The sequence below is a fragment of the Paraburkholderia sp. WS6 genome (genome assembly GCF_030464835.1).
GTDB lineage: Bacteria > Pseudomonadota > Gammaproteobacteria > Burkholderiales > Burkholderiaceae > Paraburkholderia > Paraburkholderia madseniana.
The window spans coordinates 331,520-357,292 of the sequence record NZ_JALQCK010000003.1; the positions used below are offsets into that span (position 1 = coordinate 331,520).

The following is a 25,773-nucleotide window of genomic DNA, read 5'->3' on the forward strand; positions in this document are numbered from 1 at the left end:
GAGCATTGACGTACAGCGCGTCGACCGCGAAATCAATCACTACGATGCCGTCGTGCCGCTTGTTGTGCGGATAATGCAGCTTCGGCCGTGGCGCTGTCACGTTAAATTTAAAGCGATTCTTCATTCTTCATCACGCGATCTAACTCGACCATCTCAGCAACGTGACAGTGCCAGCCGGCCTCCTCGTCGCGGTGAAGCGACGGGGTTAAAGTCAGTTTGCGAAACGCACTCTGACCCGACGGAGGTCGACATGAACTATTGTGGCGTAGACCTGCATTCGAACAACTGCGTGTCGATCGCCAGGAAGCTGCGCAGGGAGCCACGCGCGACTGCCGGCTATTGCCTGTGCTGATCGGATCCTCGCGACTTGGAGACGCTCAATGGAGCTATGGTACCGAACAGTCCATTGGTCTCTTTGTTAGGACCTGCCGAGAAGTACAGCGTGTCCGAGCTCGAGTTGCGGCCGCCACCGAGTGTCAGAGACCACAGCCCGTCGATAGCCACTGGATTGCCGAACGGATTCTCCAACTGATCCACGAACGTGCCGTCATCGTTGAAGACATTGATTCGGCCGTCGCCGAAGTTGCCAATCAGGATCTTGCCGCTGAAGCGGCCGAATGCAAACGATGCGCGCGTGATGCCCCAAGGCGAATTGAGCGCCCCCCGGCTGGAGAAGCGGTGCAGCAGGTGGCCGTCTGTATCGAATACATCGACGAATCCATGACCTCTGCCTGCAACATCGTCGTGCTTCTGATCGTTCTGCTGCGCATAGGTGACAAAAAGGTCGCCATCGATGTTCGCGATACCAAACGGCGCGTAGCCGGCCGGGATGTCCGGGTCGGTGAAGCCGCCGTCCGTCGTCACGGACGTGAACAAGCCGTTCGTACCGTTCGGCCCGAATACGTCGATCCGACCCGAGCGGAAGTTCGTGGCGAACAGGAAACCTCCTTTTGCGTTTACGCCGAAGACGAGACCCTTGTAGACGGCCCCGCTGGCGGCGGACGGAAAGGACGAGTTATCGGCCGCGATCACGGCGTTGGTCGGCGGATTCAACCCACCGGCCCAAGCGGAAATCGTGCCATCCTCGGTCGCGAAGATGAATGCGGCCTGGATCGAGGTACCTGGCACGAGAAACGCCGATGAGGGATTCCACACGATTCCGGTCGGCGCCGCAGGCGTGGGATTCGATGGATTGTTGGGAAAGACGGGATGACAGGCGCTGGTCGGTATGACATTGCCTGGCAGCGGGATGGAGACCTGCAGCGCCACCTTTGTCCCCTCGCCGTCATACAGCGTGGAGCAGCCTGTGGCATTGTCGTTGATCCAGAATGGACTTGCTGCCGGACTAAAGGCAATACCCCAGGCGTTCTGTAGTACCCCGTCGACCTTCGGGGCAGCGCCTGCCAGGTTGGACACGAGTGGTGTGACGACGTAAGCATCATCGTCAGCGGCATGCCCGATTGTGAAACCGGCGGCGAGGACGATCACGGCCGCCGCTTTGAGGCCCCAAGAAACCTGTGACATGACTACCCTCCTTAGTCTGACTGTTGAGAAATTGCTCCGCGAGTAGGCGCCAGAGGAGGCTAAACGACCGCTGTCCTTCAAATATTCCCGCTGTACCTCAAAAAAATTCCACTTGCCACCCGGTCGTATGGCGCGACAGAGTTGACAGCGGCTGGTTCAACAAGATCACGATGGGCTGCGGAAGCACGGCGAGCCAGAAAGCGGCTTCCCACGCGACATCGGGCGGAATATTTCGAAGCCCACTTACGTTCTGCTAGCGCAGGTTCGCCTGCACCGGCGAGCACGGGTCCTTCATCCGCGAAAAAGGTACTCATGGCAAATTCGTAACGATTCAGTCGGTTTCGCGTCAACTACTACCTGATATTCTTGAGGCGGTTTCCGCAATTGCATCACGACTGGGGTACATTTGTAGACCGTCCGCCGTCGTGTTCTTTCCTCGCATGAGCCTAAATTTTTTCAAGCAATGGTTAAGAGGCCCTGCAACCGTAGGCGCAGTGGCTCCCTCGTCGCGTTGTCTCGCCGATGCCATGGCTGACGGCGTTGAGGCTTTCGAGGCGATCGTCGAGGTGGGGGCCGGCACCGGAGTTGTGACGGACTCTCTCGTGCGTCGGCACCCGTCAGCGCGGCTGATCGTATTCGAACTCGGAGATCAATTGGCCACCGAACTGAGAGGGCGATTTCCACAGGCGCATGTGGTCGGCGGCGCATTCCATGCGAACGCTTCGGTCCTTCAAGACCTGCCAGCGAAAACTATTATTGTGTCCGGACTGCCGTTTCGTTCGCTTTCGTCTGATGTCGTCGAACCCACGGTTGCCGCATTCGCTGAACTCCTTTACGCGGACCGGGCTCGACGTCTTGTGCAGTTCACGTATCAACCGAGAGTCCCGTTTACGGCCCCCGTAGGGTTGTGTTGGCACCGCATCAAAACAGTCTGGCTGAATGCGCCACCAGCGAACGTCTGGCATCTGAGCAGCAAGACCAACTGGCAAGGTAGCGACGCGGCGGAGCTTGGCGCGTCGGCCTGATCTCTTCAGCGTGTCCTGGCGCCGTCCGACGTCGCCGGCCGCGCCACCCCGCCCGCAGGACGGAATACGGGCGCTGGCATGCCGCTGACGCGTCCGGGCATGGCTGGCGCCTGCATGCCAAGGCCGCGACCGGACGGTACGAAGCCTGGCGCGACGTGTAGCATCACCACAGCGGTTGGCCGCGGCATCGGGTGCGGCATCTGCGCTGGAGGCGCCCGCTGTACTTGAGGCGCCTGTACGTGGGGCACCTGCGGTGGGTGAGGTACCTGTGCGCGGGGCGCCGTCCATACCTGAGGCGTCTGCGCATGAGGACCCTGCGGCGCAGGCACCGGAGCCGCCTGCGGATGCGCGCTCCCCGGCATCCCCGCGACGGCCGGCACGGTGCGCGATGAAGGAACGGCCAACGCTGCCGGATTTCCGCGCGAGGCCGGGCGCGCATCCGGCGACGCGGCGTTCGACGCAAACCGGCTCTGCACGACCGGGTCGCGGTACGGAACGCCGCGCCGATGCCACGGATCGTGCGTCCACTCGACTCCCGACGGCCTATGGTGGCGGTCCAGGTCGGCGAAGCGGTCGCGGTCGAGGTCGATGTGGTGCCGATGCCAGTCACAATGCTCCCAACCCCACAGCGGGACGACTATGGCTACGCTCACCCAGCCGAAGCCGAACGGACCGGGCACCGCGTCGTAGAAGTCATTTGGGAAATAGTCGGGCGGATAAGCGGGATAAGGCCAGGCGCCATAGGCAACCGTCGGGTTGTAGACCGGAACGTAGACGGTGTCCGCGCTGGCGGGCTGGATCGTGATGTCCTGCCCGACCTGGTTGACCGCCTCCTCCGGTATCGACTGCAGCGTGCCTGCCGCCTGCGCACGCTGGCGAAGGCGCTGGATCGAATCCATGACCACCGGCTGGCTGGCCAGAAAGGCGTCGCCAATGCGCTCGGTCCACTCGAGGTTGTCATCGAGCATTTTCAGCACCTGCGGAAATGGCACGAGCGACTTCACACTCGGATCCCAGGGCTGCTGCTCGAGCGCGTCAGTCAACTGCCCGCCCTGGAGCGCCGAGTTGCCCGGCTGCTGAACCCAGCGATCGGCTTCGACGACTTCCAGTGGATAGGTCGCCGCCATCAGGATCTGGGCGACCAGCGGATCAGGATAGAGCGCGATCGGCGCGAGCATTTGATCGAGCTTCTCTGCCGTCAACGGCGCGACGGCCTGCGGCGCCGGCTGGACCTCGCCCTCACCATGCACGCCCGATGACGCTCCGAGGATCAGGCTTGCCAGCGTCCCGGCGAGAATCCGGAACATGGTCGAATTCATCTTACCTCCTCGCAAGGTGCGATCCACGCAGATCGGCTGCGGATCGCCCTCGAACCAGACATCGCTGGTCTGTTGCACTTTTGACTCCGTTCGAACGTGCAAATTCGCGAACGCGGGGCTGCTGGCCGATCGAAATCGTTACCGCCGTTACAGCTCCACGGAGAGAACGATCGGGACGGGTGGCAAATTCCAGCGCCGCCTCCAGCGCTGCGCGGGCGATCGGGTTCCAACGCGGGGATTGCGCCATCGTCACGGCGATTACATTGGGATGTTGGGATGCGCGGCGCGCAACGTCGAAAGCTCGAGGTCGGACCGAATCGCGAGTGACGCCCGGCCTGCGGCGCCCTGCGCGCCGGGTGCCGAAACGAGAGATGCGCGCCTAGCTACGACCAGTTGAAGGGACCAGCCAGGGTATGCGGAGGCAGTTTGCTGGGTGGCAGGCATTAATCGCCGTCCTCCTCATGCTGATGATGTTTCCAGCCCTTGTGCCAGCCATTGTCGTGCCATTGCCGGCGGTCCCTGTACTCGGCCTCATATCCGTGGCCGTAGGCAACGGGCACTTGCGCGTACACGATGGGAGGCTCCTGATACACGACTGGGGGGCGCTCGTATACGACGGGAGCCGCTTCAAAGACGACGGTTGGCGGCGCTTCATATACTGGAACGTACTGCGCCGAACGGAGGCGATCCTGCGTGGCGAAATCGCCCGCACGACCGGGCCGCCCCGTAGCAAACTGCGGTGCAGCGAAATCCCGGGAAGGCACAGCGCCGCGATCGAACGGAACGGAAGGTACGTGCCGGGCGATCTCAGCACGGGAAACGGCGGTTCCGCGAGAAGAAGCCGACGATGATGGCGCGCCACGACCGGTCGAAGACGTCTGTCGCCTTGGCGGTGTCGATCGGGTGATGCCGAGCGCCTGCCGCACGCTTGCCATAAAGTGCGACGCCCAATTCCCACGATTTTGGGGCACGCCGTTGCCCGCTTTGCCAGGCCGCCCTGTAGCTGGCCGCGGTGCAGCAGAAGCCCGGGAAGGTGCCGCGCGGCGTTCGAACGAAGTGGAAGGCGTAGGCGGGGCGAGTGCGGTACGGGCGATTGCGGTTGCGCGAGCAGGAGTTGCGGTTGATGGCTTGACCGGACCGGACGAAGACACTTGTTGCGTTGCCGATGCCGGTCGGGTTATCCCGAGCACCTGCTGTGTGCTCGTCTTCGATTCGACGTGGGCGCTCTGATCATGGTTGGGCCAGACATCATAGGTGACGGCACCCACGACGCCGACGGCCAATGCGCTTGCCGACGCAACCCAAAACCCGGTGCGTCCGAAACGCGTAGGCGGTGCGGCCGGTACTGGATCAACTGCAAGATTGGCGTACACAGCCGGGCTTCCTGCACCCAGATGCAGCAACCCCGGCCGTCCGGGCACGGCGCCGGCCTTCGATTCATTTCGTCTGATCTGTCGATAGACTTTGCTCACACTTGTGTGCAGCCGAGGGAACCTCCTGAAGAGGATGATGAGCGAAACGATCACGCACATCAGCGTGTTGGCCAGATTCATCCAGAACATTCCATTCGGAATTCCCCGGCTCATTTCGAGGAGCATAAGTGCGAACGTGCCATTGCTGAGAGCCCAGCTCGCCCAACTGAGCAGACTGTGGCTGCGCACGTCTGCTTCCCTCGCGAGGAGTTTTCCGATGGTCGGAAGGTACGTCAGGATGCGCGCCCCATTCCAGAACAGGAACATCGCGCTAAGAGCCTGGATGTAGAGTTCGTGAGACATCTCGACTCCCTTGCCATGCATGGCGGACCGGCTCCGGCCATTACGATCATCCGCGTCGTCTAGTCGCCAACATTGAGGTTAGGCATGAAAAACCTGCCAACACCGCATCGGGTCGCCCGTCCGATGGTCCGATCTGTCGACCGCGTGGGTAGCAACGTTTTCATAGCGCACTGGCTCATGATAGAAAACTTGTCGCAACATTGCTGCTCCCCGTCTTCTATCGCCTATGGATGTGCTGAACGAGCCGGTGAATCGGTAAATCTGAGACGTCCTGGTGACTTGAAGGTCGACAAGTCGTAGCACCGAGGGTGCGCCTTCTCGTTCGGGTCACTGGAGATAGACGTTTGTCGGTTGTTTCGCGATCAGGTCGCCACGGCAAGAAAGTTCCGCGATGACAAGGAATCCTTATGTCATCAACGAATAGAATTGATCGGCAGCGGTTCGGGTAAGGTATCCTGCTCATACTAGAAATCTCGTCAAAACTGCCTATTTGCACCAGAGCCATATATTCCACCCAGGTCAATCGGTGCAAGTTGAGACATCGGGATTGTTTTACAGAAGAGGTTACAGGTTGAATGGGCCGACGCGAGCCCATAGCCGCGATAGCAGCAATCGCGCGTCTCAGAGAACAACTCAGCCGGCCACTACTACATCGCGCTCGACGACTATTGCAACAACCGCGATCGTGTCGCCGACTTTCACCAACCCAGGAAAGTGTCGGGCTACGACAATCCCGTCTCGCCGTGCTCTGTATTCGACCACCGGCACGCCGGTGCGACTCGTGTCGTAGATGCGTGCCAGGACATCGCCGCACGTAACCGTTTCGCCCAGATCGCGGCACATCTCCAGCAATCCGCCGTGGTTGCTGGTGGTGTAGCAGGATCCGTCCGGCATATCGAGGAGTGTCGTCGTGCGCCGCTCGGTACCCGGTTGCCCATCACCCTCCAGGATGCCGGCGTACCGCAAGAAGCCACGCACGCCCCGGTCAGCAATAGCGACGCTTTTCGCCGTTGACGCACCGCCGCCGCCGAGTTCCGTCGATACGAACACCTTGCCAGCCTCCTCGACTGCCGTGTCAAACATTCCGACGCTGTCGAGTTCGAGAAGCCGCATCGAGTACGGGGCACCGAATGCTCGCATCGCGGCCTCGCAGCGCGCCTGCTGAGCCTTGTCGTCGAGCACGTGGATTGCAGCAAATGGCACGAAATCAAGTGTGCGACCGCCAGCGTGAATGTCGAGCACGTAATCCGCAAGCGGGAGCAGGCACCGCTGGAAGTAGTCAGCGATTTTCTCCGTCACGGTGCCGTCGGGCCTGCCAGGGAAGCTGCGGTTCAGGTTGCCCGCGTCAATCGGCGAAGTGCGCGTACCGGCCTGAAACGCCGGATAGTTCATGAACGGAATGATAATGACCCGTCCACACACGTCATGTGCGCGAAGCTCGCCTGCAAGCTTCGACAACGCAACGGGGCCTTCGTATTCGTCCCCGTGGTTGCCGCCCGTAAGCAAGACAGTTGGTCCCTCACCACGTTTCACGACCGCAACCGGAATCATGACCGCACCCCACGCAGAATCGTCCCGTGAGTACGGCAGTTTCAAGAACCCATGTTGCTCGCCATCGGCGTCGAAATCGACAGTGGGGGCTATTGGTGAAGCCAGCATCGGGGCATTCCTTGATATAAGTTCGTGTGGCGCCGTACGGTAGCTCAGGACAGCTTGATTGGACATCACCGGCGCCCCGGTCGTCACCGTTTCGCACAACAACTAACTCACAGTGCTCCGGAGAAGTTGAGTAGCAATGCCCTCATCCACTTCTCCCGAAACACGCATCAAGTTAGAACAAGTCAGTTTTTGACAAAGAGCTTCCGCGGAACATCGCACAGACATGATGAACCTGTCGTTGTAATAACGATGCTCTCGGTAATCTCCAGTCCCCAGTCCTCGAACCACAGGCCAGGCATGAAGTGGAAAGTCATGCCCGGCTCCAGCACTGTTTTATCCCCGACGCGCAGGCTCGTAGTACGCTCGCCCCAGTCTGGGGGATAGCTCATTCCGATCGGATAGCCCACGCGACCACCTTTCTGAATGCCGTGCCGATTCATGACAGAAAAGAAGGCCGTTGCAATATCCTCGCACGTGTTTCCCGGCTTGGCAGCTTCAAGCCCAGCCTCAATTCCTTCAATAACCGCTTTTTCGGCATTCAGGAATTTCTGCGGAGGCTGACCGATATATACCGTTCTCGACAACGGGCAGTGGTATCTTCTATAAACCCCTGCAATTTCGAAGAAGGTACCCGCACCGCGCTGGAACTTCGAATCGTCCCACGTCAAATGAGGAGTAGCAGCCTCAATTCCGGTCGGAACCAGAGGCACAATCGACGGATAATCCCCACCGAAATCATCCACACCCCGAATCGCAGTTGCGAAAATTTCAGCAACCAGATCGTTCTTCCGCATACCCGGCTCGATCAAATCGAGGATTCGAGCGTACATCTTCTCCAGGATGCGCCCCCCGATCCGCATATAGCGCAGTTCGGTCTCCGACTTCACGGCGCGTTGACGGTTAACGAGCCCTGTCGCATCCACCCATGAGTTCTTCGGCAAATGCTTCTGCAGTGTCGTAAGCGACGCCGCAGAAAAGTAGAAGCTGTCCATTTCCACCCCGACAGCCAAACCTTCCCAGTGACGACCCGCAATCACTTCGCGAGCAAGATACTCCATCGGATGCAAGTCACGCTGGACATACTCCTCCGGGTACGCGAACAATGCGGAATCGGTCATGTAAGTGGTCGCTTTGGCACCGTTGAGATCGATGCCGCGTCCGAACCAGACGGGTTCGTTATCCATCGAAACAACCACACATTGATGGTTGTAAAACGAATAGCCATCGTACCCCGACATCCAACCGATATTGGCGGGGTCCGACACGATCAGCAAATCCATGCCTCTCGCGACCATCTCGGCACGTACTTTTTCTAAGCGAACCAAATATTCCGCGCGATCGAAAAACTTTCGAAGCTTTGGAAATCCGGCGTCACCTGAGATTTCGCTCATTGACAATACCTCATAACTTGAGAGACAAACATCCGGAAGCTCGACTCGATCAGTTGCTCCCGGACGGAACCGCTTACATCGTCACTTGGTCGACGAACGTCTTCTTCCCGTTTTGATAGTCAAAGATCGAGATCACACCGTTCCGAAGATCCCCTTTCTCATCAAATCTGGTTTCACCAGTAACGCCGCGATAGTCGGTGGCCGGCGTCGCAGTCAGAATCTTTGCTGGATCTGTCGAATTCACACGACGCATCGCATCTACCACGATATACACAGCGTCGTAAGTGAACGGCGCATAGATTTCCATCGCATGCCCAAAACGCTTTTGATATTTGGCCTTGAACGCGGCGCCTCCCGGCATCTTCTCCGGGGACGCTCCGGGCTGAGAGCACACTACGCGATCAACCGCGCTTCCCGCCAGCGCCTCCAATCTGTCAGAGCATACGCCATCACCAGAAAGAATCTTCGCCTGCAAGCCGAGTTGTGCGGACTGTTTGGTGAAGGGCCCCCCGGTTGCGTCCAGACCGCCATACATGATTGCGTCAGGTCTTTCACTCTTGATTTTCGTCAAAATGGCGTGAAAATCGACAGCTTTATCGTTCGTGGTGTCTCGCGACAGGACTTGGATACCCAGGTTTTTTGCCGCCTTTGCGAACTCATCCGCCAAGCCTTGGCCGTATGCCGTAGCATCGTCAACGATCGCAACGGTTTTGATCTTCAGTTTCTCGCTTGCATAGTTTGCCAGCGCAGGACCTTGTTGCGCGTCAGTGGCAACCAGGCGGAAGACGTTTTTGAAACCCTGTCGCGTGAGAGTCGGGTTGGTCGCCGATGGTGTGATCATCGTAATTCCCGCGTCGCTATAAATTTTCGATGCCGGAATCGAAGTGCCCGACTCCATGTGACCAACGACGGCCACCACTTTCTCGTCAACGAGCTTCTGTGCGACCTGGGTAGCCGTCCTCGGGTCTGCGCCGTCGTCTTCGCCGTCCAATTGCAGGACGACCTTCTGACCACCAATCACGAGGCCTTTTGCGTTGATCTCTTCGACCGCGAGCCTTGCACCATTCTCGTTGTCTTTACCCAACTGTGCGACAGGGCCGGTGAGGGGAGCAACATGGCCGATCACCACTGTCTCATCTGCGACCGCCGGTGCCGAGTAGACGACCGCGAAAGCACATGAAAGCGACGAGAGTGCCGCAATATACGAAAGGGATTCAATTTTGCGCATGATCACCACCTGTTATTGAACGTGAGATAAATCAAGATGTAGCGTTATAAGCGTATGTAAAGAAAAAGGCGCAACCACGCCGTTCGTCGTGAATCTTTCGAGATTACGGGTAAGTCGAGGAACCATCCGTCACACGCTCTTCACCATAGAAGGCCGTATGCCATCCAATTAAATGCGCCTTTGCTGAAGCGCCAAATAGCTGTTTCCCTTCCGTTCGAACGTACGCGTGATTACTGAAATCGGAATGGTCAGTGGACTCCGTCGTCGCGTTGCGTTGCGAAGCACTGTCGGCAGCGGGATGTCCGATCTGAACGGCTTCGCGACGTGAGCCAGGTTTCATGCCTCCTCTCCTCGAGTTCATTCGGAATGAAGAGAGTTTCCGCCGGCAATAAAAGCGCAATACGGCGTTTGGTCGCTGCATCACGCAGAGAATCTGCGTTTTTTTCTTCGTCGCGCACAATTTGTGCGGACCTTCAACTGGCAGTGAATCGTCGGTTGTTTGACTACCCGGAGATGTTGTGCGCCGGGCCAAGAGCCGTAGCTCGTGCGGTCGGGCGTGTAGCGGCCAGTCGCCTCGACGGGAATACGCCCTCAATGTCACGCGGCGTTGAAAAGCTGCGTAGCGAGAGGAACATCGCCGGAATTCGACGTCACAATCAATTCAAGTGCGCTTTTTCAGCGAGGCACCGACGCTACCATGTATACGTCGTTTGACGAGCTTATAAGGACACGTCGTGAAAGAGTTAGCAAGAAATGCACTGGCTTCGCTGAGCCGCGCGGACCTGTTGGAACACCGGTCCTACGTGAACGGTTCGTGGAAAGCCGGCAAGGAGAAGATAAGTGTCATCGATCCCGCAACCAGCGAGGTGATTGCCCAAGTGGACATGCTTTCCGCGCACGCCGTTGATGCCGCGGTCGATGCCGCGCGAGCTGCGTTTGAAGGCTGGCGCGAACTTGTTCCGACCGCACGTGGCGCGATTCTTCGAAGGTGGGCTGCATTGCTGCGGAGCAACTCCCAAGACCTCTCCGTAATCATGACGTCGGAGCAAGGCAAGCCCATCAAGGAATCGCGCGGGGAGATCGAGTACGCCGCGAATTTTCTCGACTGGTTTGCAGCCGAAGGTGAGCGTGCCTATGGTGAGACTATTCCGAGCCACCTGGCGGGTAGCCGGCTGACTGTCACCTGGCACCCAATCGGAGTGACGGCGGCGGTTACGCCCTGGAATTTTCCGATCGCGATGATTACGCGCAAGGCCGGCGCTGCGCTCGCAGCGGGTTGCCCAATGATCATCAAGCCCGCGCCGGAAACGCCGCTATGCGCGCTGGCCATCGCAAAACTGGCTGACGAAGCAGGTATGCCGGCGGGTGTGTTTCAGGTCATCAACGGCGACGCGGCCGAGATGTCCAAACGTCTTCTTGAAGCTACAGAGGTCCGCTCCTTCAGCTTCACCGGTTCGACCACAGTGGGTCGAATCCTGCTGCGCCAGTCGGCAGAGACGGTCAAGAAGGTCTCGATGGAATTGGGCGGTCATGCACCTTTCATCGTATTTGATGACGCGTCTCTCGAGCTCGCGGTCGAGGGCTGTATTGACGCGAAGTTTTCGACGTCCGGCCAGGATTGTCTTGCGGCAAACAGAATCTACGTCCAGCGATCCATCTACGAGCAGTTCGTCGAGAAGTTTTCGACCGCTGTCAAAGAGCTGAAGGTGGGACATGGTCTGGATCCCAGCTCCGACATCGGCCCGATGACTCGTCCGTCTGTGTCTGCGAAATGTCGCGACCAGATTGGGCAGGCAGTCAGCGCGGGAGCTCGCGTCGTTGCAGGTGGAGGCACCTCTCCGCTGGGGCACCAGTTCGTTCTTCCGACAGTTCTGGCTGACGTCGCAGATGACATGGATATTGCGAAGGAGGAGACGTTCGGTCCGGTCGCCGCAATCCTGCCGTTTGATACCGAAGCTGAAGTACTGCAACGCGCAAACAATTCCGAATACGGTCTCGCTGCGTATGTCTACACGAGCAACCTGAATCGTGCGATGCGTATGTCCGATCGACTGGAGTACGGGATGGTGGCCGTCAATACGCCGAAGTTCACGGGTGCATCGATTCCGTTCGGGGGATGGAAGCAGTCGGGCCTTGGGCGGGAAGGATCGCGCTACGGCATGGGTGATTACATGGAGCAGAAGTACACCTGCTTCGGCAATTTGAAGGACTAAGGAGATAGATATGGATATCAAGAAGATTTCGGAAATGGATCGCAATTCGGTCCTCCATCCGTTCACGCAGCTTCACGATTTCGCTGCCGGGGAGGCCGGAGATCCCACGATCGTTGAAGGTGGCAAAGGTATTCGCATTCGCGACGCCGAAGGCCGCGAGTACATTGACGGGTTCGCCGGCCTCTACTGCGTCAACATTGGCTACGGCCGCGACGAAGTCGCCGAGGCGATTGCGCGGCAAGCCTACAAGCTCGCCTATTACCACACGTACGCCGCACACACGACGGAGGAGCTTGCCAAACTGTCTGACCGCCTCGTCAAGATGGCGCCGGGCAAGATGAGCAAGGTGTTCTACGGCCTTTCCGGCTCCGACGCCAACGAAACGCAGGCGAAGCTCGTCTGGTACTACAACAATCTTCGCGGGCTGCCGAAGAAGAAGAAGATCATCGCACGTGAACGCGGATACCACGGGTGCTCGGTTGTGTCCGGCTCGATGACGGGCATGAGCTTCTATCACGACTACATGGACCTGCCGGTCTCGGGCATTTTGCATACGGGCGTACCGCACTATTATTGGGGTGCAAATCCGGGAGAGACGGAGCTGGAGTTCTCGGCACGTCGTGCTCGCGAGCTAGAGGAACTCATTCTTCGTGAAGGCCCGGAAACTGTCGGTGCATTCATCGCTGAACCTGTCCTCGGCACGGGCGGCATCACGCCCCCACCGGAAGGCTACTGGGCAGCGATCCAACCGGTTCTGGTGAAATACGATGTCCTGCTGATTGCAGACGAAGTGATCACAGGCTTCGGTCGTACCGGCGCGATGTTTGGTTCGCAAAAGTACGGGATCGAGCCGGACCTCATCACCGTCGCGAAGGGGCTCACGTCGGCGTACGCGCCACTGTCGGCATGTATCGTGGGTGAAAAGGTCTATGAGGTGCTCGACGCAGGTGCACAGAAGGTCGGTGCCTTCTCGCATGGCTACACGTACTCTGGCCATCCGATTGGCGTTGCAGCTGCGAATGCAGTCCTCGACATCGTCGAGCGTGAGGACCTCCCCGGAAATGCCGCCAACGTCGGCGAATATTTCCAGACGGCACTAGAGGATGCGTTCAGCGATTCGCCGATCGTCGGTGAGGTTCGTGGTGTTGGCCTCATGGCAGCGGTTGAATTCGTTGCTGACCCAGCGACCAAGCAACGCTTTGACGCGCAACTGAAGGTCGGGGCACGAGTGTCGAAAGCCGCTCGAGACCGCGGGCTGATCGCTCGCGCGATGCCGCACGGCGACATCCTGGGTTTCGCTCCTCCGCTCACGATTACCAAGGCGGAGATCGACGAAATCGTTGGCATTGCTCGTCAGGCGGTCTCACAGGTTGCGAACGAACTGGCCAAAGAGCCGACGCATTCCTAAGTTTCTCTGACCGCTCTTAAGTCCGATAGTTAGCTCCTTTACGTCGCGCGATGTTTAGGAGCTATTCCTTTCCAACCCAATCTAAATTGATGCGCCCAAAGGCATCGGCAGAGTAAAGCCAGCTTTAACGCGATCCATAACAACCATCGTTTTGAAAGACTTAATATCCGTATTCTCGTAGAAGAAACGCCTGGTAAACTGCTCGTAGTCTTCCATATTGTTTGCAGTAACCAGTAGAACAAAGTCTGCATCACCCGTAACGTAGAAGCCGCTCATTACCTCGGTAGTATTGCAGATCGCCTGCTTGAAGCGGTCAACGATGTCCGCCCGCTCCCGCTCCAAGGTGACCAGGACCAACATCGTCACGTTCCGGCCAATCGCCTTGGGTGAAACGATTGAAATGTCTGCTTCAATCACGCCCTCTGATCGCAACCGCTTCAGTCGACGTTGGACCCCAGTTGCGGACAATCCGACCTTTTCTCCAAGCTCGTCGCTGGTCAGGCGATTGTTACGTTGCACAAGGTCAAGAATGCGAGCGTCAATTTTGTCGAGATCCATGGTCATTACGTGTGGCTATTAGACAACCGACAGAATAGCGGAAGTCCTCTCGAGCATCTAGCACGCGACACGATGTGGTCAATCTCGACGTTGCGCGGCGGAGATCGTGATAGGCGCAACCGTCTGTTGACTAGATGACCAACTCCTGCCCCCCAGGGTGGGGACTCGTCGAACGCAACTGCGACATGCTCCCGTTTCCTGCTGCCACTCGCCTCGTTCACGTTGAGATGTGGGTGATCATCAACGTCGTCATGAAGTAAAAGCGCGCTTGCGTGCATACACAGGGCAATGCCAATCAGAAGCGCCTTCTTGTGGTTTCGCAGGACCATACGCAACGGTGCAACGTGGCTGACGTCACGTTGCGCTTTTCGACGCTCGAACACGGGACTCTCATCAACAGTGCGACGAATGATCAATGCTACCCAATCCTATACGCCCAACTCCTCGCCAACGAACTCGTCAAGCGTTGCCACGCTATAGCCCGGGATGCTCATCGTCTCGTCTCCTCCATTTCACCGGTCAGATAAACAGTTCACGCAGACGCTTCTTGTTCATCTTGCCGACGCTCGTTTTTTCGAGCGCCTCGACGAGCTTGACGATCTGCGGTACCGCGTACTTCGAGATCTGTCCTTTCTCGCTGAACGCGAGGACGTGCTTTTTGACATCCTCCTCCGTAAGCGTTGTAGTTAGGCCCTTCCTGGGTACAACCAGCGCCACGGGCCGTTCGCCCCACTTTTCGTCCTTGACACCGATTACGGCAACTTCCGCAACACCTGGATGCTGCGAAATCAGGCTTTCGATTTCAAGCGACGAGACCCACTCGCCGCCTGACTTGATCACGTCCTTGATGCGATCGGTGATCTGCAGATTGCCCGTCGCGTCGATGTTGGCAATATCCTGGGTATGCAGATAGCCGCCTTCCCAGAGCTGCCCGGACGCCTCCGGATTCTTCAGATAGCCCTGGGTAAGCCACGGTGCGCGCACGACGATCTCTCCATACGCCTTGCCGTCGTGCGCGACGTCTTCCATGTTCTCATTCACAATGCGCAAGTCGACGAGCGGCACTGGATAGCCGGTCTTGCAGCGCAGGCGCACCTCCTCTTCCGTGTGGATGTCCCCGCTGTCCGGCCTCAACTGCGCGAGGCTCAGCATGGGGCACGTCTCGGACATGCCGTAGCCGGTAAAGATATCGATGCCACGGTCGAGCGCGGCGCGCGCGAGGCCGTGAGGCAATGCGCCGCCGCCAATGATGACCTTCCACTTGCCCAGATCGACATCCTTTGCCTCTGGACAGTTCAACAGCATGTGCAGAATCGTGCCGACGCAGTGAGAGAACGTGACCTCTTCGTCGCGCACCAGTTGCACGAGCCGCTCCGGCACATAGCGTCCTGGATAAACCTGCTTCACACCGAGCACCGTGGCGATGTAGGGTATGCCCCAGGCGTGAACATGGAACATCGGAGTAAGCGGCATGTACACGTCGCCGCGATGAAAACGTTGCCCCGACACCGGGCTCGCCAGCGCAGCCATGGCGGTAATCGTGTGCAACACCAGTTGCCGATGTGAGAAGTAGACGCCCTTGGGCAAGCCGGTGGTTCCTGTCGTGTAGAACGTGGTGGCCCGTGTGTTCTCGTCGAAATCCGGGAACGCATAAGTGGACGCGCTCCTGGCAAGCAGGCTTTCGTATTCGTCGGAGAACGGAATCGTGTGGGCGCATGCTTCGCTGCCTTCCTCTTCGATCCAGACGAATGTGCGCACCGTTTCGAGCTTGTCCTTGATCGCTTCCACCACAGGTAGAAAATCGGTGTGAACGAGCAGGATCTCCGCGCCGGCGTGATTGATCGTATAGGCGATTTCTGACGGCGAGAGCCGCACGTTCACCGTCTGCAAGACGGCACCCTTCATCGGGATGGCGAAGTAGCATTCGAGGTAGCGATGACTGTCCCAGTCCATGACCGCGACGGTACTGCCATGCTGCGCTCCGAGTCCACTCAGACCACCGGCGAGCCGCGCAATGCGTTCGCCCAGCGTCCTGTAGGTCAGCCGCTTCTGCCCTCTGTACACGATCTCCTGGTTCGGCGCGTGGGCGAGTGGCGTATGCAGCAGGTGCTTGATCAGCAATGGATAAGCATAGGCTGACGGCGTCGGATTCATCGCCTGGTCGTGCATCTACATCTCCTTGGTTCCGATAGTGGGTACCCGGTTCACGAATGCATCCACCAGCGGCGTCCGCGTAGTGGCATCTCGGCGATGCTCTCGAGCCGGGTTATGCAGGCGTGCTATTGGCCGATCAGGTCGATCTCGGGCAACCCATTGGCTTTGCAGTAGTCCTGATAGCGGCTCAAAGCCGTCCGCCACGTCTCGACGAACGTGACCTTGCCGTCTTCGTCGAGGAAGTGGAGCTCACCGGTCGACACCACGAGCGCCATACCATTGTCATCGTCGGAGAGATTCGTGAACGAGTGTGACGACTCCGAGGGCTCAAACACGAAATCGCCGGCTTGCGCGATCCAGTCGTGCTGGTCGTATTTCCAGCGACCACTGAGGGTGTAGACCATCACCGTACCGGTATGGCGATGAATATGCGCGCCTTCGCCTTTGGCCGCCTTCATGAGCAGGACCACTTCGCCCGTGACCGGGTTGATTTTGAAGTACTTGAGTAGAATCCTGTCGTTGATCGGCGCGAAGGGAATCCACGGCGTGGCGTTTCCAGCGATATGGACCGTGTCGATCGTGGATACATCGTTGAGGGCTAGCGTCGCTTCTGCGTTCATGGAATGAGTCTCCGATTGTGTTGAGGGCTGGGTGTGCGCCGCGTGAACCGTGCGCAATCTCCAGTGCCTATTCAATCGCAAGTCGCCCGTGGGAACTTGACCTGTGCCGCCCTATTTTGTACTTTACGCGCCACTCGCCTGTTCTTTCCGATAGTGTGGGAAAGGCCAGAGAACGAGGCACAAACAACGGGAATACTACGACATGCAACAAACCGAAAAGCGCGAAAATCGTCGGATCGAGATCGCTGACCACGCGATCAGGTGCTTTGCGGAACACGGGTACGCTGAAACGTCGCTGCGCGACATCGCGGAAGCTGCAGAAATCAACTTAGGGCAACTGCACTATTACTTTGAGAGCAAGACCGACCTCATTCTCTACACAATACGTCGCTACAAGACCCGCTTCATTGGTCGTCTTGTGGAAGCGATGGAGCAGGAAGGAACCACGAAGAACCGCGTAACCTCTGTCATCGACTTGCTAATCGCAGCCGCTACGCGCGACGCGAAGATTCATCGTCTCTGGTACGACCTACGCGCTCAAGCACTGTTTAATCCAGGTTTGCGCGCAGCCACCTCGGAGATCGAGCGGGATCTGGAGAACGCCACCTCTACACTTCTTCATCTGCAGCAGCCTGAGGCATCACGCGGAACGATCCATCAGACATTTCTCCTGCTTGATGCGCACTTCTTCAATGCACTGCAAATGACACTCTCTGGAGAGGACCCCGAAGGCAAGCGATTTCGGCGCACCATACGGCGCCTGCTGGTTGCAGCGATTCCTGCCACTACAAAATAGGTCAACTGTCTAAAAAATTGACAAATTAGGACGATCGTCCCAATAATTCCGAACCTCGGGCGCTCGAGACTCGGGTTAGGGATCGGATCGATGAAGAGTTCCACGCAAGTCGCGGACGACGCACTCACCTCCAGCCTGCACCCGGTCGACTAGAAGTGCCCTCCTCGCTATACCCCCTGTCAACCTGGATTTGCCATGTCTAACCTGCCCTCCTCACTGCCGCTCGCCGGCATTCGCGTTCTCGATCTCTCCCGGATACTTGCCGGACCGTGGTGTTCCATGGTGCTGGGTGACCTCGGCGCCGAAGTCATCAAGGTCGAGCACCCGAAGCGCGGCGACGACACCCGCGATTGGGGCCTGCGCGTCGGTTCGACCGAGACAGCCTATTTCAACAGCGTCAACCGCAACAAGCGCTCCGTGAGCCTCGACCTGCAAACCGCCGAGGGCCAGCAGATCGCGCGGGAGCTGGCGCAGAAGTGCGACGTCGTGATCCAGAACTTCAAGTTCGGCGGCGTGGAAAAGCTGGGCCTCGGATACGAGCAACTGAAGCAGGAACATGAGGACCTGATCTACTGCTCAATCTCCGGCTATGACCGCACGGGACCGGAAGCCGCACGTCCCGGCTACGATCTGGTGGTTCAAGGCGAGGCCGGGCTGATGGCGCTCAACGGCGAAGCCGATCAGCCGCCTCTGAAATTCGGCGTTGCGGCCGTCGACCTGTTCACCGGGATGTACTCCGCCCAGGCGGTGCTCGCAGCGCTGTTCGAGCGCCAGAAGACCGGCAAGGGACGCCACATCGAAATGGCGCTGTTCGATTGCGGCCTGATGATCACGTCGTATTACGGGCTGGAAGCGCTGATCATGGGCGAAGACCCGCCGCGTTACGGCAACGCGCATCCCTCGATCGTGCCCTACGGCGTATTCGATGCGGCCGATGGACCGCTCGTCATCACGGTCGGCAACAACAGTCAGTTCACGCGCTTCTGTCGCGATGTGATTGAACGCCCGGATCTTGCCGAAGACGAGCGCTTCCAGACGAACATCGGCCGTGCGGCGAACCGCGAGGCTCTCGTGCCCGAACTCAAGCGCGAGATTGGCCGGAGAGCACGCAGGGTGTTGCTGGAGCGCCTGGCTCAGGCCGGCATTCCATGTGGCGAAGTGCTCGGTCTTCACGAGGCACTCACCTCGAAGCGCGCGACGGACGCCGGGCTCGTGACGACGCAGCCGCATCCGGAGGCCGGCAGCACGCACGTCCTCGCTCCGCCCTACCGCTTCGACGGTGCGCGCTTGCCGGTACGAAGCGCACCGCCGCAACTCGGGGAAGGCACGAAGGATGTTCTGCAGTCGCTGCTCGGTCTGTCGGACGAACGGCTCTCACAGTTGATGGCTGACGGCGTCGTTTGACGCCGCATTGCGCCTCGCTACAGGACCACACTTTCCTTCCGGTCCAGAGAAGAAAAACCTGGCGCGTAAAGTACAAAATGGGGCGGCACAGGTCAAGTTCCCACGGACGACTTGCGATTGAATAGGCACTGGAGATTGCGCACGGTTCACGCTGCGCACGCCCAGCCCTCAACACAATCGGAGACTCATTCCATGAACGCAGAAGCGACGCTAGCCCTCAACGATGTTTCCGCGATCGACACGGTCCATATCGCTGGAAACGCCACGCCGTGGATTCCCTTCGCGCCGATCAACGACAGGATTCTACTCAAGTACTTCAAGATCAACCCGGTCACGGGCGAAGTGGTCCTGCTCATGAAGGCGGCCAAAGGCGAAGGCGCGCATATTCATCGCCATACCGGTACGGTGATGGTCTACACCCTCAGTGGTCGCTGGAAATACGACCAGCACGACTGGATCGCGCAAGCCGGCGATTTCGTGTTTGAGCCCTCGGAATCGTCCCACTCGTTCACGAATCTCTCCGACGACGACAATGGTATGGCGCTCGTGGTGTCGACCGGTGAGCTCCACTTCCTCGACGAAGACGGCAAGGTCACGTTCGTCGAGACGTGGCGGACGGCTTTGAGCCGCTATCAGGACTACTGCAAAGCCAACGAGTTGCCCGAGATCGACCTGATCGGCTGCCAGGGCGGCCGTTAAGCGACGTCGACGCACATGATCCACGCCTCTGCCTCACGGAAATCACGCCGATGACTCACCTTGCACCCTCCGCACCGCTTCCGCCCCTGGAAGAGCTGACACTGGCCTGCGGGCCGCATACCCACACAGCTCTGGCCGCGGGGCCGCGGAGCGGGGAGTGCGTTCTCCTGCTGCATGGGTGGCCGGAATTCGCCGACTGTTGGCGCGAGATTCTGGCCGCGCTCGGCGCAGCAGGCTACCGGGCAGTCGCTGTGGATCAGCGCGGCTACGCTGAGAACGCCCGGCCGAAAGACATTGCATCCTACGCAGCCGGGCATCTCCACTCGGACGCCCTGACATTCGCCAATCAACTGGGCGCAGGACGCTTCCATCTGATTGCCCACGATTGGGGCGGACTGGTTGCGTGGGGGCTCGCCTCGACGCATGCACACCGCGTGAGTTCGCTGTCCGTGCTGGCCACGCCACATCCGTTAGCGCTGCAAGCGGCGCTCCATCAAGAAGACCAATACAAGCGCCTGGATTATGTTCGTGCATTTCGTCAACCAGGGGGTGTCGCAGAGCAACGCCTGCTGGCGGACGGAGCAGCGGCGCTGCGGGCAGCATACGCCGGACGCGTTCCAGCTTCGCTCGTGGACGACAACGTGCGGCGCCTCAGTGAACCGGGCGCGCTTTCCGCGACATTGAACTGGTATCGCGCGCTCCCCGACGATCTGTCTTATCCCGCAGGCCGCGTTGCCGTCCCGACACTCTACGTTTGGGGATCCGAAGACCGCGCCCTGGGCCGCGAAGCCGCACTGCTCACGGAGGGCTTTGTCGACGGGCCCTACCGTTTCGAAATACTCGAGGGGGCAAGTCACTGGCTCCCGGAAGAAGCGCCGGACCGGATCATCCCATTGCTGCTCGACCATCTCGCCGCCTCGCCGTTGGCGTGAATCCTCGAACCGGCAAAAGATCCGGCCCATCCGATCTACGATACGCACCGCACCCGTCACTCATGCCTACTCATTCCCTAAACGACAATCAGCCGATCGCACGCGTCATGGTGGCCGGCACCGGCGTGCTCGGCGCGCAGATCGCCTTTCAGTGTGCGTTTTCCGGTATCGACGTCGTAGCCTACGACGTCGATACCGCCTGCCTCGATCGCGCGAACGCCCGTTTCGATGCGCTAGGGCGCGTCTACGCTGCGGACCTCGGCGCGTCTCGCGAGCAGATCGAAGCCACGCTGGCACGCATCGAGGGCAATACCGACCTCGGTTTGGCCGTCGCCGGCACGGACCTCGTCATCGAAGCGATCCCTGAAGATCTGGCAATCAAGCAGTCTTTCTACCGTTCACTGTCGGCTGTAGCGCCGGCCGGCACCATCTTTGTGAGCAACTCGTCGACACTGGTGCCGAGCCAGTTCGCAATGTTCAGCGACCGGCCCGAGCGCGTGCTGAGCCTGCATTTCGCGAACGAGATCTGGAAGCACAATATTGCGGAAATCATGGGGCATGCGGGCACCGACCCCGCCGTATTCGCGCGCGTGGTTGAGTTTGCGCATCGCATCGGCATGGTGCCTTTGCCGCTGCGCAAGGAGCAGGCCGGCTGCCTGCTGAACACAATGCTCGTGCCCATGCTGGTCGCCGCGCTGGGTCTGCTGGTCAACGAGGTCGCAGATGTTCAGACGATCGACAAGGCGTGGATGATTGCCAAGGAGGATCGCATTGGCCCTTTCGGCGTTCTCGACAGAATCGGCATGACGACCGTCTATAACGTGACCCGCGCGCTTGCGGAACGGTCGGGTGATTCGACGCATCGGCGCATGGCGGAATACGTGAAAACTCATTTCATCGATACAGGGCATCTCGGTGAACTGGCGGGACGCGGCTTCTATCAATATCCCGATCCGGAATTCCTGAATCCAGCGTTCGTCGCCGCGTGAAACGCAGGGCACGCTATTGCTACTCAGCAGAGCGTCCGGGGTCAGCCCCGTGACGCATTGCTCGAAACTGCCGGGGCGTGATGCCCCGCAGTCGCTTGAACGCACGGCTAAATGCGCTTTGCTGCGAATAACCGAGCAGTTCCGAGATCTCGGCGAGACGCAGGTTCGACTGCTGCACATACTTCAATGCGAGATCTTCACGAACTTGTTCCCGCAGTTCATCGAACGTCGTGCGGGCCTCGGAGAGGCGACGTTGCAAGGACCGCGGGGACATGGCGAGCGCTCGCGCTATGGCGTTGAGCGAACTGTCCGTGAACGGCAAAAGTGCGCGAATCATCGTTTGCGTGCGCACCACCCATAGCGCCTCCACCTGGGCTCTTTCTCGCCGCAAATGTGCCTCAAGCACACGATGCGCGTTACGGCGAAGTTGTGTCACCGGACGCGTCACCGTACCGCGATCGAGGACAATCGCGTTTCTGTCCTGATCGAACTCGAGGGATGCTCCAAACGTACGCCTGTGCATTGTGCAGTCCGCAGGCGCCGAATGACGGAATTGCACAACGGCCGGCTGCCAGGCGGTACCGCAGACGGTACGCAAATACTGCATACCGTTAGCGAGACCCAGTTCAACTGCCTGAACCTCTCCGGGACCGGAAGCGTTTTCAAGGTCGTAAGTCAAAACCATTCCCTGATCGTCCCGCACAGCCCGTACAGAAGACATCGACGTATGTAGTACGTAGAACTCGGCAAGCGTATCCATTGCCTCCCCGATGGTACGTGCACCATGCATCATGACAAGGATCGGCCCCAGGACCGCAAGGCCCTGATATTCGGCGAGCCTCAGTCCAAAGTTCCGGCATTGCGTAACTTCGGCAGCTAGCGAAAGGAATCGAAGCACTTGCGCACCCCGGATCGGCACATCCGCGGAACGGAGCGCAAGCTCCGGCAGATCGGTTCCGGCCGCAACCAACTCGGGTTGAACGCCGAGCACCTCAAGCAGAGGAGCAGCTCCGGTCAACACAACACTGGGTAGGTAGCCTTGCATTCTAGATACAGATCGTCACTTGAGATGGTTCGCTGCGAGAGGGAATTTACCCGATGGTATCGCGTTGTCGACTGAAAGAGTACGCGCATTTGGCGCGGGGTCTCATTCGCGACCATTTTGTCTTGTAGGACTTGCCGCGTGCCGCGACGCAGGTGTTGAACGGGTCGTCGACGATGATCCGGCTAGATGGCACGCTGTCTGACGAGATGTGGCGCGCAAAGTACAAATTCCGGCGGCACGAGTCAAGTTCCCACGCGTGAATTGCGCGTAAATAGGGACCAGAGATTGTGCAACGGCAAATCGGCAAGTACCTGAAGCATGATTAGGCATCCAAAATTTATAACGACATATAAAACGCTTCGACTTGGTCGCGTCTACGCGCAACGCTCTACTCAACGCGACAACACCGAATCACACCGCCGTTCACGCCGGTATCGCGCCACTCATTTACATACTATGAACTAAAGGAGACACCCTTCATGACGACAAAGATTTCCACCATTCGTGCCATTCGAGACGCCGCCGTCGGCGGCGCCTGCACACTAGCCGTCACATTCGCCAGCGCACCCGCTGCTCATGCGCAAAGTAGCATCACCCTCTACGGCATCACCGACGCCTCGATCCTCTATACCAGCAAGACGGCCAACCTCGCCACCGGCGCCAGCGAAGGACACCAGTTTTCCTTTGAATCCGCCGGCGAAAACGCGTCTCGCTTCGGCCTGCGCGGAACCGAGGATCTCGGCGGCGGACTCGCCACCATCTTCACCCTCGAAAGCGGCATTGACATCTCCAACGGGGGATTCGGGAACTCCAACGGCAACTTCTTTGGCCGCCAGGCTTGGGTCGGCGTCACCGGCGGCTTCGGCACCGTCACCGCCGGCCTTCAGTTTTCGCCATTCCTGTTGTCCATCTTCGCGAACGACCCCCGGGACCTCAAGCAGTTTGGCAGCGGGCTCGTCAGCTACGTCGACAACGTCATCGTCACCGGCCTCTTCAACCCCAATTCCGTTATGTACACGTCGCCCGAGATTGCCGGCATCCAGGGTCGCGCGATGTACGCATTCGGTGGGTCTCCGGGTAACTTCCAGGCCGGACAACAGTATTCAGCCGGGCTCACATATCACTACAGCGGCTTGCTGATCACCGCCGCAATGTATAACGGCAACTCCGGCGGCTCCGCGGCCACCATCCCGAACCCTAGCACCATCGCCTTCTCCGGGCGCAACATCGGCGCCACCTACTACTTCGACCGCCTGACTGTCAAAGCCACTTACACGCTCTACAAGGTCGCCGGCTCCTTCGACAACCGTGTGATCTCCGGCGGCCTCGCCTACAAGCTCACACCCGCCCTCTCCCTCGACGGCGGCGCCTGGTACACCCGCGACGGCAACAACTCGAACAACCATTCGATCCTCGGCTCGCTCGGCGTCGACTACTCGCTCTCCAAGCGCACCACGCTCTATAGCCAGGTCGCCTACGTCAACAATCATGGGGGCATGAACACCGGCCTCGCGATCAACGGCGCGCTCTTTGGCGTACCTGGTTCCCAGTTCGCCGCCGACCTCGGCATTCGCCACTCGTTCTGAACGTTCCCAGACGACTGCGGTCGGGGTATACCGGCCGCGACGACACCAGGCTTAAGCCCGGAAGGAGACAAGTCATGAAATCTGGCGCGATTACTAGCGCTCCGCCATCGCAATCCTCGCTGACCGAGGCGACCGATGCAGTGTTTCTAAAGATCAGTTGGCGGATCCTGCCGATACTGGTGGTCTCGTACATGATCGCTTACCTGGATCGCGTCAACATCGGCTATGCGCAGCTACAGATGAAACAGACGCTGCCGTGGAACAACGCGGTCTATGGCCTCGGCGCCGGCATCTTCTTTCTCGGCTACTTTCTTTTCGAAGTTCCAAGCAACCTGCTACTAGCGAGAATCGGTGCGCGCAAGACGTTGCTGCGGATCATGGTGTGCTGGGGCATCGTCGCTGCGGCGACAATGTTCGTCGCAACGCCGACCGAGTTCTATATCGCCCGCTTCCTGCTTGGCGTCTTCGAGGCAGGCTTCTTCCCCGGCATCATTCTGTACTTCACATGGTGGTATCCGTCGGCGCGTCGCGGCCAGGCGATCGCAATCTTCATGTCGGCGACAACCATTGTCAGCGTGATCGCGGGGCCGCTGAACGGCGCGATCCTGAAGTACCTGCATGGTGTCAACGGCTTGTCCGGCTGGCAGTGGTTGTTTCTGCTTCAGGGACTTCCCGCGGTAGTACTCGGTATTCTTGTTTTCCTGTTTCTGGAGGACAAGCCAGCGGATGCGAAATGGCTTTTGCCTGCCGAGAAGGACCTCGTGTATTACAGTCTCGAACACGACAGGAACGATGCTCAGAGCGAGATCCACGCGAAGTTGGGGGATATCCTGCGCAACCCCAAGGTCTGGCTGCTGTCGCTAGTGTATTTTCTGCTGCTCGGGGCGACCTACACAATAGTGTTCTGGGCTCCGACCTTGATCCAGAGCTGGGGGGTCAAGGACGTGCTGGTGGTCGGCACCCTGGCGGTGTTCCCGAACGGATGTGGCGTGATTGGCATGATCCTGATTGGGCGCAGCTCTGACCGGCTGCATGAGCGCCGCTGGCATTTCGCGGCCTGTGTAGCCGTCGCGGCACTCGGCCTGTGGAGCACCACGCTGCTTCAGGGCAACCTGGTGGGCGGGCTGATGGCGCTGTCGTTCGCCGTGATCGGCATCGCTGCTGCGACGCCAGTTTTCTTCACGCTCGTTAGCGAGTCTCTGTCAACAGGTGCTGCCGCCGCAGGCATCGCACTCATCAGCAGCCTCGGCAACCTTGGTCCAGCGGCGAGTCCGGCGATCAACGGGCTGATCACACAGCACAGCGGCAGTATGATCTACAGCATGTATGTGGTGGTCGCGCAGTACCTGCTGGCCGGGATCATCCTGCTAGTCTCGGTGCGTTCAGCAAAGGGCGTGCGCTCAGTTCAGTCAGTCGCTTGATCGACAGTAGTAATATTCCTGAAGGCA

The 25,773-nt window shown here is 59.1% G+C and carries 21 protein-coding genes; 10 read left to right on the forward strand and 11 right to left on the reverse strand.

What is annotated here, in order from left to right; translation table 11 throughout:
- Positions 1–336: 336 nt before the first annotated feature.
- Positions 337–1,524, reverse strand: coding sequence for a TIGR03118 family protein (locus M0D64_RS05880; protein WP_266256954.1), 1,188 nt, complete (start codon positions 1,522–1,524; stop codon positions 337–339).
- Between the two features lie 527 nt (positions 1,525–2,051).
- On the opposite strand from M0D64_RS05880, the gene M0D64_RS05885 reads away from it, so the two are divergent.
- Positions 2,052–2,549: a class I SAM-dependent methyltransferase gene (locus tag M0D64_RS05885; RefSeq protein WP_166618157.1), complete on the forward strand. Its 498-nt coding sequence runs from the start codon at positions 2,052–2,054 to the stop codon at positions 2,547–2,549.
- 5 nt (positions 2,550–2,554) lie between these two features.
- Here M0D64_RS05885 and M0D64_RS05890 read toward each other — a convergent pair whose 3' ends face one another.
- From M0D64_RS05890 to M0D64_RS05915, 6 genes are all read right to left on the reverse strand, one after another.
- Positions 2,555–3,946, reverse strand: a complete 1,392-nt coding sequence (locus M0D64_RS05890) for a DUF3300 domain-containing protein (protein WP_266256955.1) — start codon at positions 3,944–3,946, stop codon at positions 2,555–2,557.
- Between the two features lie 365 nt (positions 3,947–4,311).
- A complete protein-coding gene (locus M0D64_RS05895; protein ID WP_266256956.1) occupies positions 4,312–5,643 on the reverse strand; it encodes a hypothetical protein in 1,332 nt (443 codons plus the stop codon).
- Between the two features lie 633 nt (positions 5,644–6,276).
- Positions 6,277–7,302 (reverse strand): N(2)-acetyl-L-2,4-diaminobutanoate deacetylase DoeB, encoded by a 1,026-nt coding sequence (gene doeB, locus M0D64_RS05900; protein ID WP_266256957.1) that lies wholly within the window; start codon positions 7,300–7,302, stop codon positions 6,277–6,279.
- 182 nt (positions 7,303–7,484) lie between these two features.
- Positions 7,485–8,693 (reverse strand): ectoine hydrolase DoeA, encoded by a 1,209-nt coding sequence (gene doeA / locus M0D64_RS05905; protein WP_266256958.1) that lies wholly within the window; start codon positions 8,691–8,693, stop codon positions 7,485–7,487.
- A 73-nt stretch (positions 8,694–8,766) separates the two neighbouring features.
- Positions 8,767–9,924, reverse strand: a complete 1,158-nt coding sequence (locus tag M0D64_RS05910) for a branched-chain amino acid ABC transporter substrate-binding protein (RefSeq protein WP_266257008.1) — start codon at positions 9,922–9,924, stop codon at positions 8,767–8,769.
- Positions 9,925–10,024: 100 nt separating this feature from the next.
- The gene (locus M0D64_RS05915; protein WP_266256959.1) at positions 10,025–10,261 is read right to left on the reverse strand and encodes a hypothetical protein; all 237 of its coding nucleotides are present in this window, start codon (positions 10,259–10,261) and stop codon (positions 10,025–10,027) included.
- A gap of 394 nt (positions 10,262–10,655) precedes the next feature.
- Between M0D64_RS05915 and M0D64_RS05920 the strand changes: the two genes are divergently transcribed.
- Together M0D64_RS05920 and M0D64_RS05925 are read left to right on the forward strand one after the other, a co-directional pair.
- The gene (locus M0D64_RS05920) at positions 10,656–12,134 is read left to right on the forward strand and encodes an NAD-dependent succinate-semialdehyde dehydrogenase (RefSeq protein WP_266256960.1); all 1,479 of its coding nucleotides are present in this window, start codon (positions 10,656–10,658) and stop codon (positions 12,132–12,134) included.
- Between the two features lie 10 nt (positions 12,135–12,144).
- Positions 12,145–13,542, forward strand: coding sequence for an aspartate aminotransferase family protein (locus M0D64_RS05925; RefSeq protein ID WP_266256961.1), 1,398 nt, complete (start codon positions 12,145–12,147; stop codon positions 13,540–13,542).
- 81 nt (positions 13,543–13,623) lie between these two features.
- Here the strand turns inward: M0D64_RS05925 and M0D64_RS05930 are convergent, their stop codons facing one another.
- The 3 genes from M0D64_RS05930 to M0D64_RS05940 all read right to left on the reverse strand — a co-directional run bounded on the left by M0D64_RS05930 (position 13,624) and on the right by M0D64_RS05940 (position 16,874).
- Positions 13,624–14,100, reverse strand: a complete 477-nt coding sequence (locus M0D64_RS05930) for an Lrp/AsnC family transcriptional regulator (protein ID WP_172176542.1) — start codon at positions 14,098–14,100, stop codon at positions 13,624–13,626.
- 519 nt (positions 14,101–14,619) lie between these two features.
- Positions 14,620–16,269, reverse strand: coding sequence for a fatty acid--CoA ligase (locus tag M0D64_RS05935; protein WP_266256962.1), 1,650 nt, complete (start codon positions 16,267–16,269; stop codon positions 14,620–14,622).
- A 110-nt stretch (positions 16,270–16,379) separates the two neighbouring features.
- The gene (locus tag M0D64_RS05940; protein ID WP_266256963.1) at positions 16,380–16,874 is read right to left on the reverse strand and encodes a 2,4'-dihydroxyacetophenone dioxygenase family protein; all 495 of its coding nucleotides are present in this window, start codon (positions 16,872–16,874) and stop codon (positions 16,380–16,382) included.
- A 202-nt stretch (positions 16,875–17,076) separates the two neighbouring features.
- Here M0D64_RS05940 and M0D64_RS05945 point away from each other — a divergent pair, with 202 nt between their 5' ends.
- The 5 genes from M0D64_RS05945 (at position 17,077) to M0D64_RS05965 (ending at position 21,694) form a co-directional block, all read left to right on the forward strand.
- Positions 17,077–17,670, forward strand: a complete 594-nt coding sequence (locus M0D64_RS05945) for a TetR/AcrR family transcriptional regulator (RefSeq protein ID WP_266256964.1) — start codon at positions 17,077–17,079, stop codon at positions 17,668–17,670.
- A 195-nt stretch (positions 17,671–17,865) separates the two neighbouring features.
- Complete coding sequence (locus M0D64_RS05950) at positions 17,866–19,074, forward strand: CaiB/BaiF CoA-transferase family protein (protein WP_266256965.1); 1,209 nt, start codon at positions 17,866–17,868, stop codon at positions 19,072–19,074.
- 192 nt (positions 19,075–19,266) lie between these two features.
- Positions 19,267–19,773: a 2,4'-dihydroxyacetophenone dioxygenase family protein gene (locus M0D64_RS05955; protein ID WP_266256966.1), complete on the forward strand. Its 507-nt coding sequence runs from the start codon at positions 19,267–19,269 to the stop codon at positions 19,771–19,773.
- A 50-nt stretch (positions 19,774–19,823) separates the two neighbouring features.
- Positions 19,824–20,705 carry an alpha/beta fold hydrolase gene (locus M0D64_RS05960; protein WP_266256967.1) on the forward strand — a complete coding sequence of 294 codons (882 nt, stop codon included), beginning with the start codon at positions 19,824–19,826 and terminating at the stop codon, positions 20,703–20,705.
- Between the two features lie 62 nt (positions 20,706–20,767).
- A complete protein-coding gene (locus M0D64_RS05965; protein ID WP_154559148.1) occupies positions 20,768–21,694 on the forward strand; it encodes a 3-hydroxyacyl-CoA dehydrogenase in 927 nt (308 codons plus the stop codon).
- 19 nt (positions 21,695–21,713) lie between these two features.
- Here M0D64_RS05965 and M0D64_RS05970 read toward each other — a convergent pair whose 3' ends face one another.
- Positions 21,714–22,739 (reverse strand): AraC family transcriptional regulator, encoded by a 1,026-nt coding sequence (locus M0D64_RS05970; RefSeq protein WP_266256968.1) that lies wholly within the window; start codon positions 22,737–22,739, stop codon positions 21,714–21,716.
- Positions 22,740–23,218: 479 nt separating this feature from the next.
- On the opposite strand from M0D64_RS05970, the gene M0D64_RS05975 reads away from it, so the two are divergent.
- Together M0D64_RS05975 and M0D64_RS05980 are read left to right on the forward strand one after the other, a co-directional pair.
- Positions 23,219–24,325 carry a porin gene (locus M0D64_RS05975; RefSeq protein ID WP_266242974.1) on the forward strand — a complete coding sequence of 369 codons (1,107 nt, stop codon included), beginning with the start codon at positions 23,219–23,221 and terminating at the stop codon, positions 24,323–24,325.
- A gap of 74 nt (positions 24,326–24,399) precedes the next feature.
- Entirely contained in the window at positions 24,400–25,746 is a 1,347-nt protein-coding gene (locus M0D64_RS05980; protein WP_266256969.1) for an MFS transporter, read from the forward strand.
- Positions 25,747–25,773: the final 27 nt, after the last annotated feature.

Bases quoted from the DNA above. Each gene is read 5' to 3' on its own strand.
- M0D64_RS05880 (WP_266256954.1), bottom strand. From the start codon at position 1,524: ATGTCACAGGTTTCTTGGGGCCTCAAAGCGGCGGCCGTGATCGTCCTC.
- M0D64_RS05885 (WP_166618157.1), top strand. From the start codon at position 2,052: ATGGCTGACGGCGTTGAGGCTTTCGAGGCGATCGTCGAGGTGGGGGCC.
- M0D64_RS05895 (WP_266256956.1), bottom strand. From the start codon at position 5,643: ATGTCTCACGAACTCTACATCCAGGCTCTTAGCGCGATGTTCCTGTTC.
- doeB (WP_266256957.1), bottom strand. From the start codon at position 7,302: ATGCTGGCTTCACCAATAGCCCCCACTGTCGATTTCGACGCCGATGGC.
- doeA (WP_266256958.1), bottom strand. From the start codon at position 8,693: ATGAGCGAAATCTCAGGTGACGCCGGATTTCCAAAGCTTCGAAAGTTT.
- M0D64_RS05915 (WP_266256959.1), bottom strand. From the start codon at position 10,261: ATGAAACCTGGCTCACGTCGCGAAGCCGTTCAGATCGGACATCCCGCT.
- M0D64_RS05925 (WP_266256961.1), top strand. From the start codon at position 12,145: ATGGATATCAAGAAGATTTCGGAAATGGATCGCAATTCGGTCCTCCAT.
- M0D64_RS05930 (WP_172176542.1), bottom strand. From the start codon at position 14,100: ATGGATCTCGACAAAATTGACGCTCGCATTCTTGACCTTGTGCAACGT.
- M0D64_RS05935 (WP_266256962.1), bottom strand. From the start codon at position 16,269: ATGCACGACCAGGCGATGAATCCGACGCCGTCAGCCTATGCTTATCCA.
- M0D64_RS05940 (WP_266256963.1), bottom strand. From the start codon at position 16,874: ATGAACGCAGAAGCGACGCTAGCCCTCAACGATGTATCCACGATCGAC.
- M0D64_RS05945 (WP_266256964.1), top strand. From the start codon at position 17,077: ATGCAACAAACCGAAAAGCGCGAAAATCGTCGGATCGAGATCGCTGAC.
- M0D64_RS05950 (WP_266256965.1), top strand. From the start codon at position 17,866: ATGTCTAACCTGCCCTCCTCACTGCCGCTCGCCGGCATTCGCGTTCTC.
- M0D64_RS05955 (WP_266256966.1), top strand. From the start codon at position 19,267: ATGAACGCAGAAGCGACGCTAGCCCTCAACGATGTTTCCGCGATCGAC.
- M0D64_RS05960 (WP_266256967.1), top strand. From the start codon at position 19,824: ATGACTCACCTTGCACCCTCCGCACCGCTTCCGCCCCTGGAAGAGCTG.
- M0D64_RS05965 (WP_154559148.1), top strand. From the start codon at position 20,768: ATGCCTACTCATTCCCTAAACGACAATCAGCCGATCGCACGCGTCATG.
- M0D64_RS05970 (WP_266256968.1), bottom strand. From the start codon at position 22,739: ATGCAAGGCTACCTACCCAGTGTTGTGTTGACCGGAGCTGCTCCTCTG.
- M0D64_RS05975 (WP_266242974.1), top strand. From the start codon at position 23,219: ATGACGACAAAGATTTCCACCATTCGTGCCATTCGAGACGCCGCCGTC.
- M0D64_RS05980 (WP_266256969.1), top strand. From the start codon at position 24,400: ATGAAATCTGGCGCGATTACTAGCGCTCCGCCATCGCAATCCTCGCTG.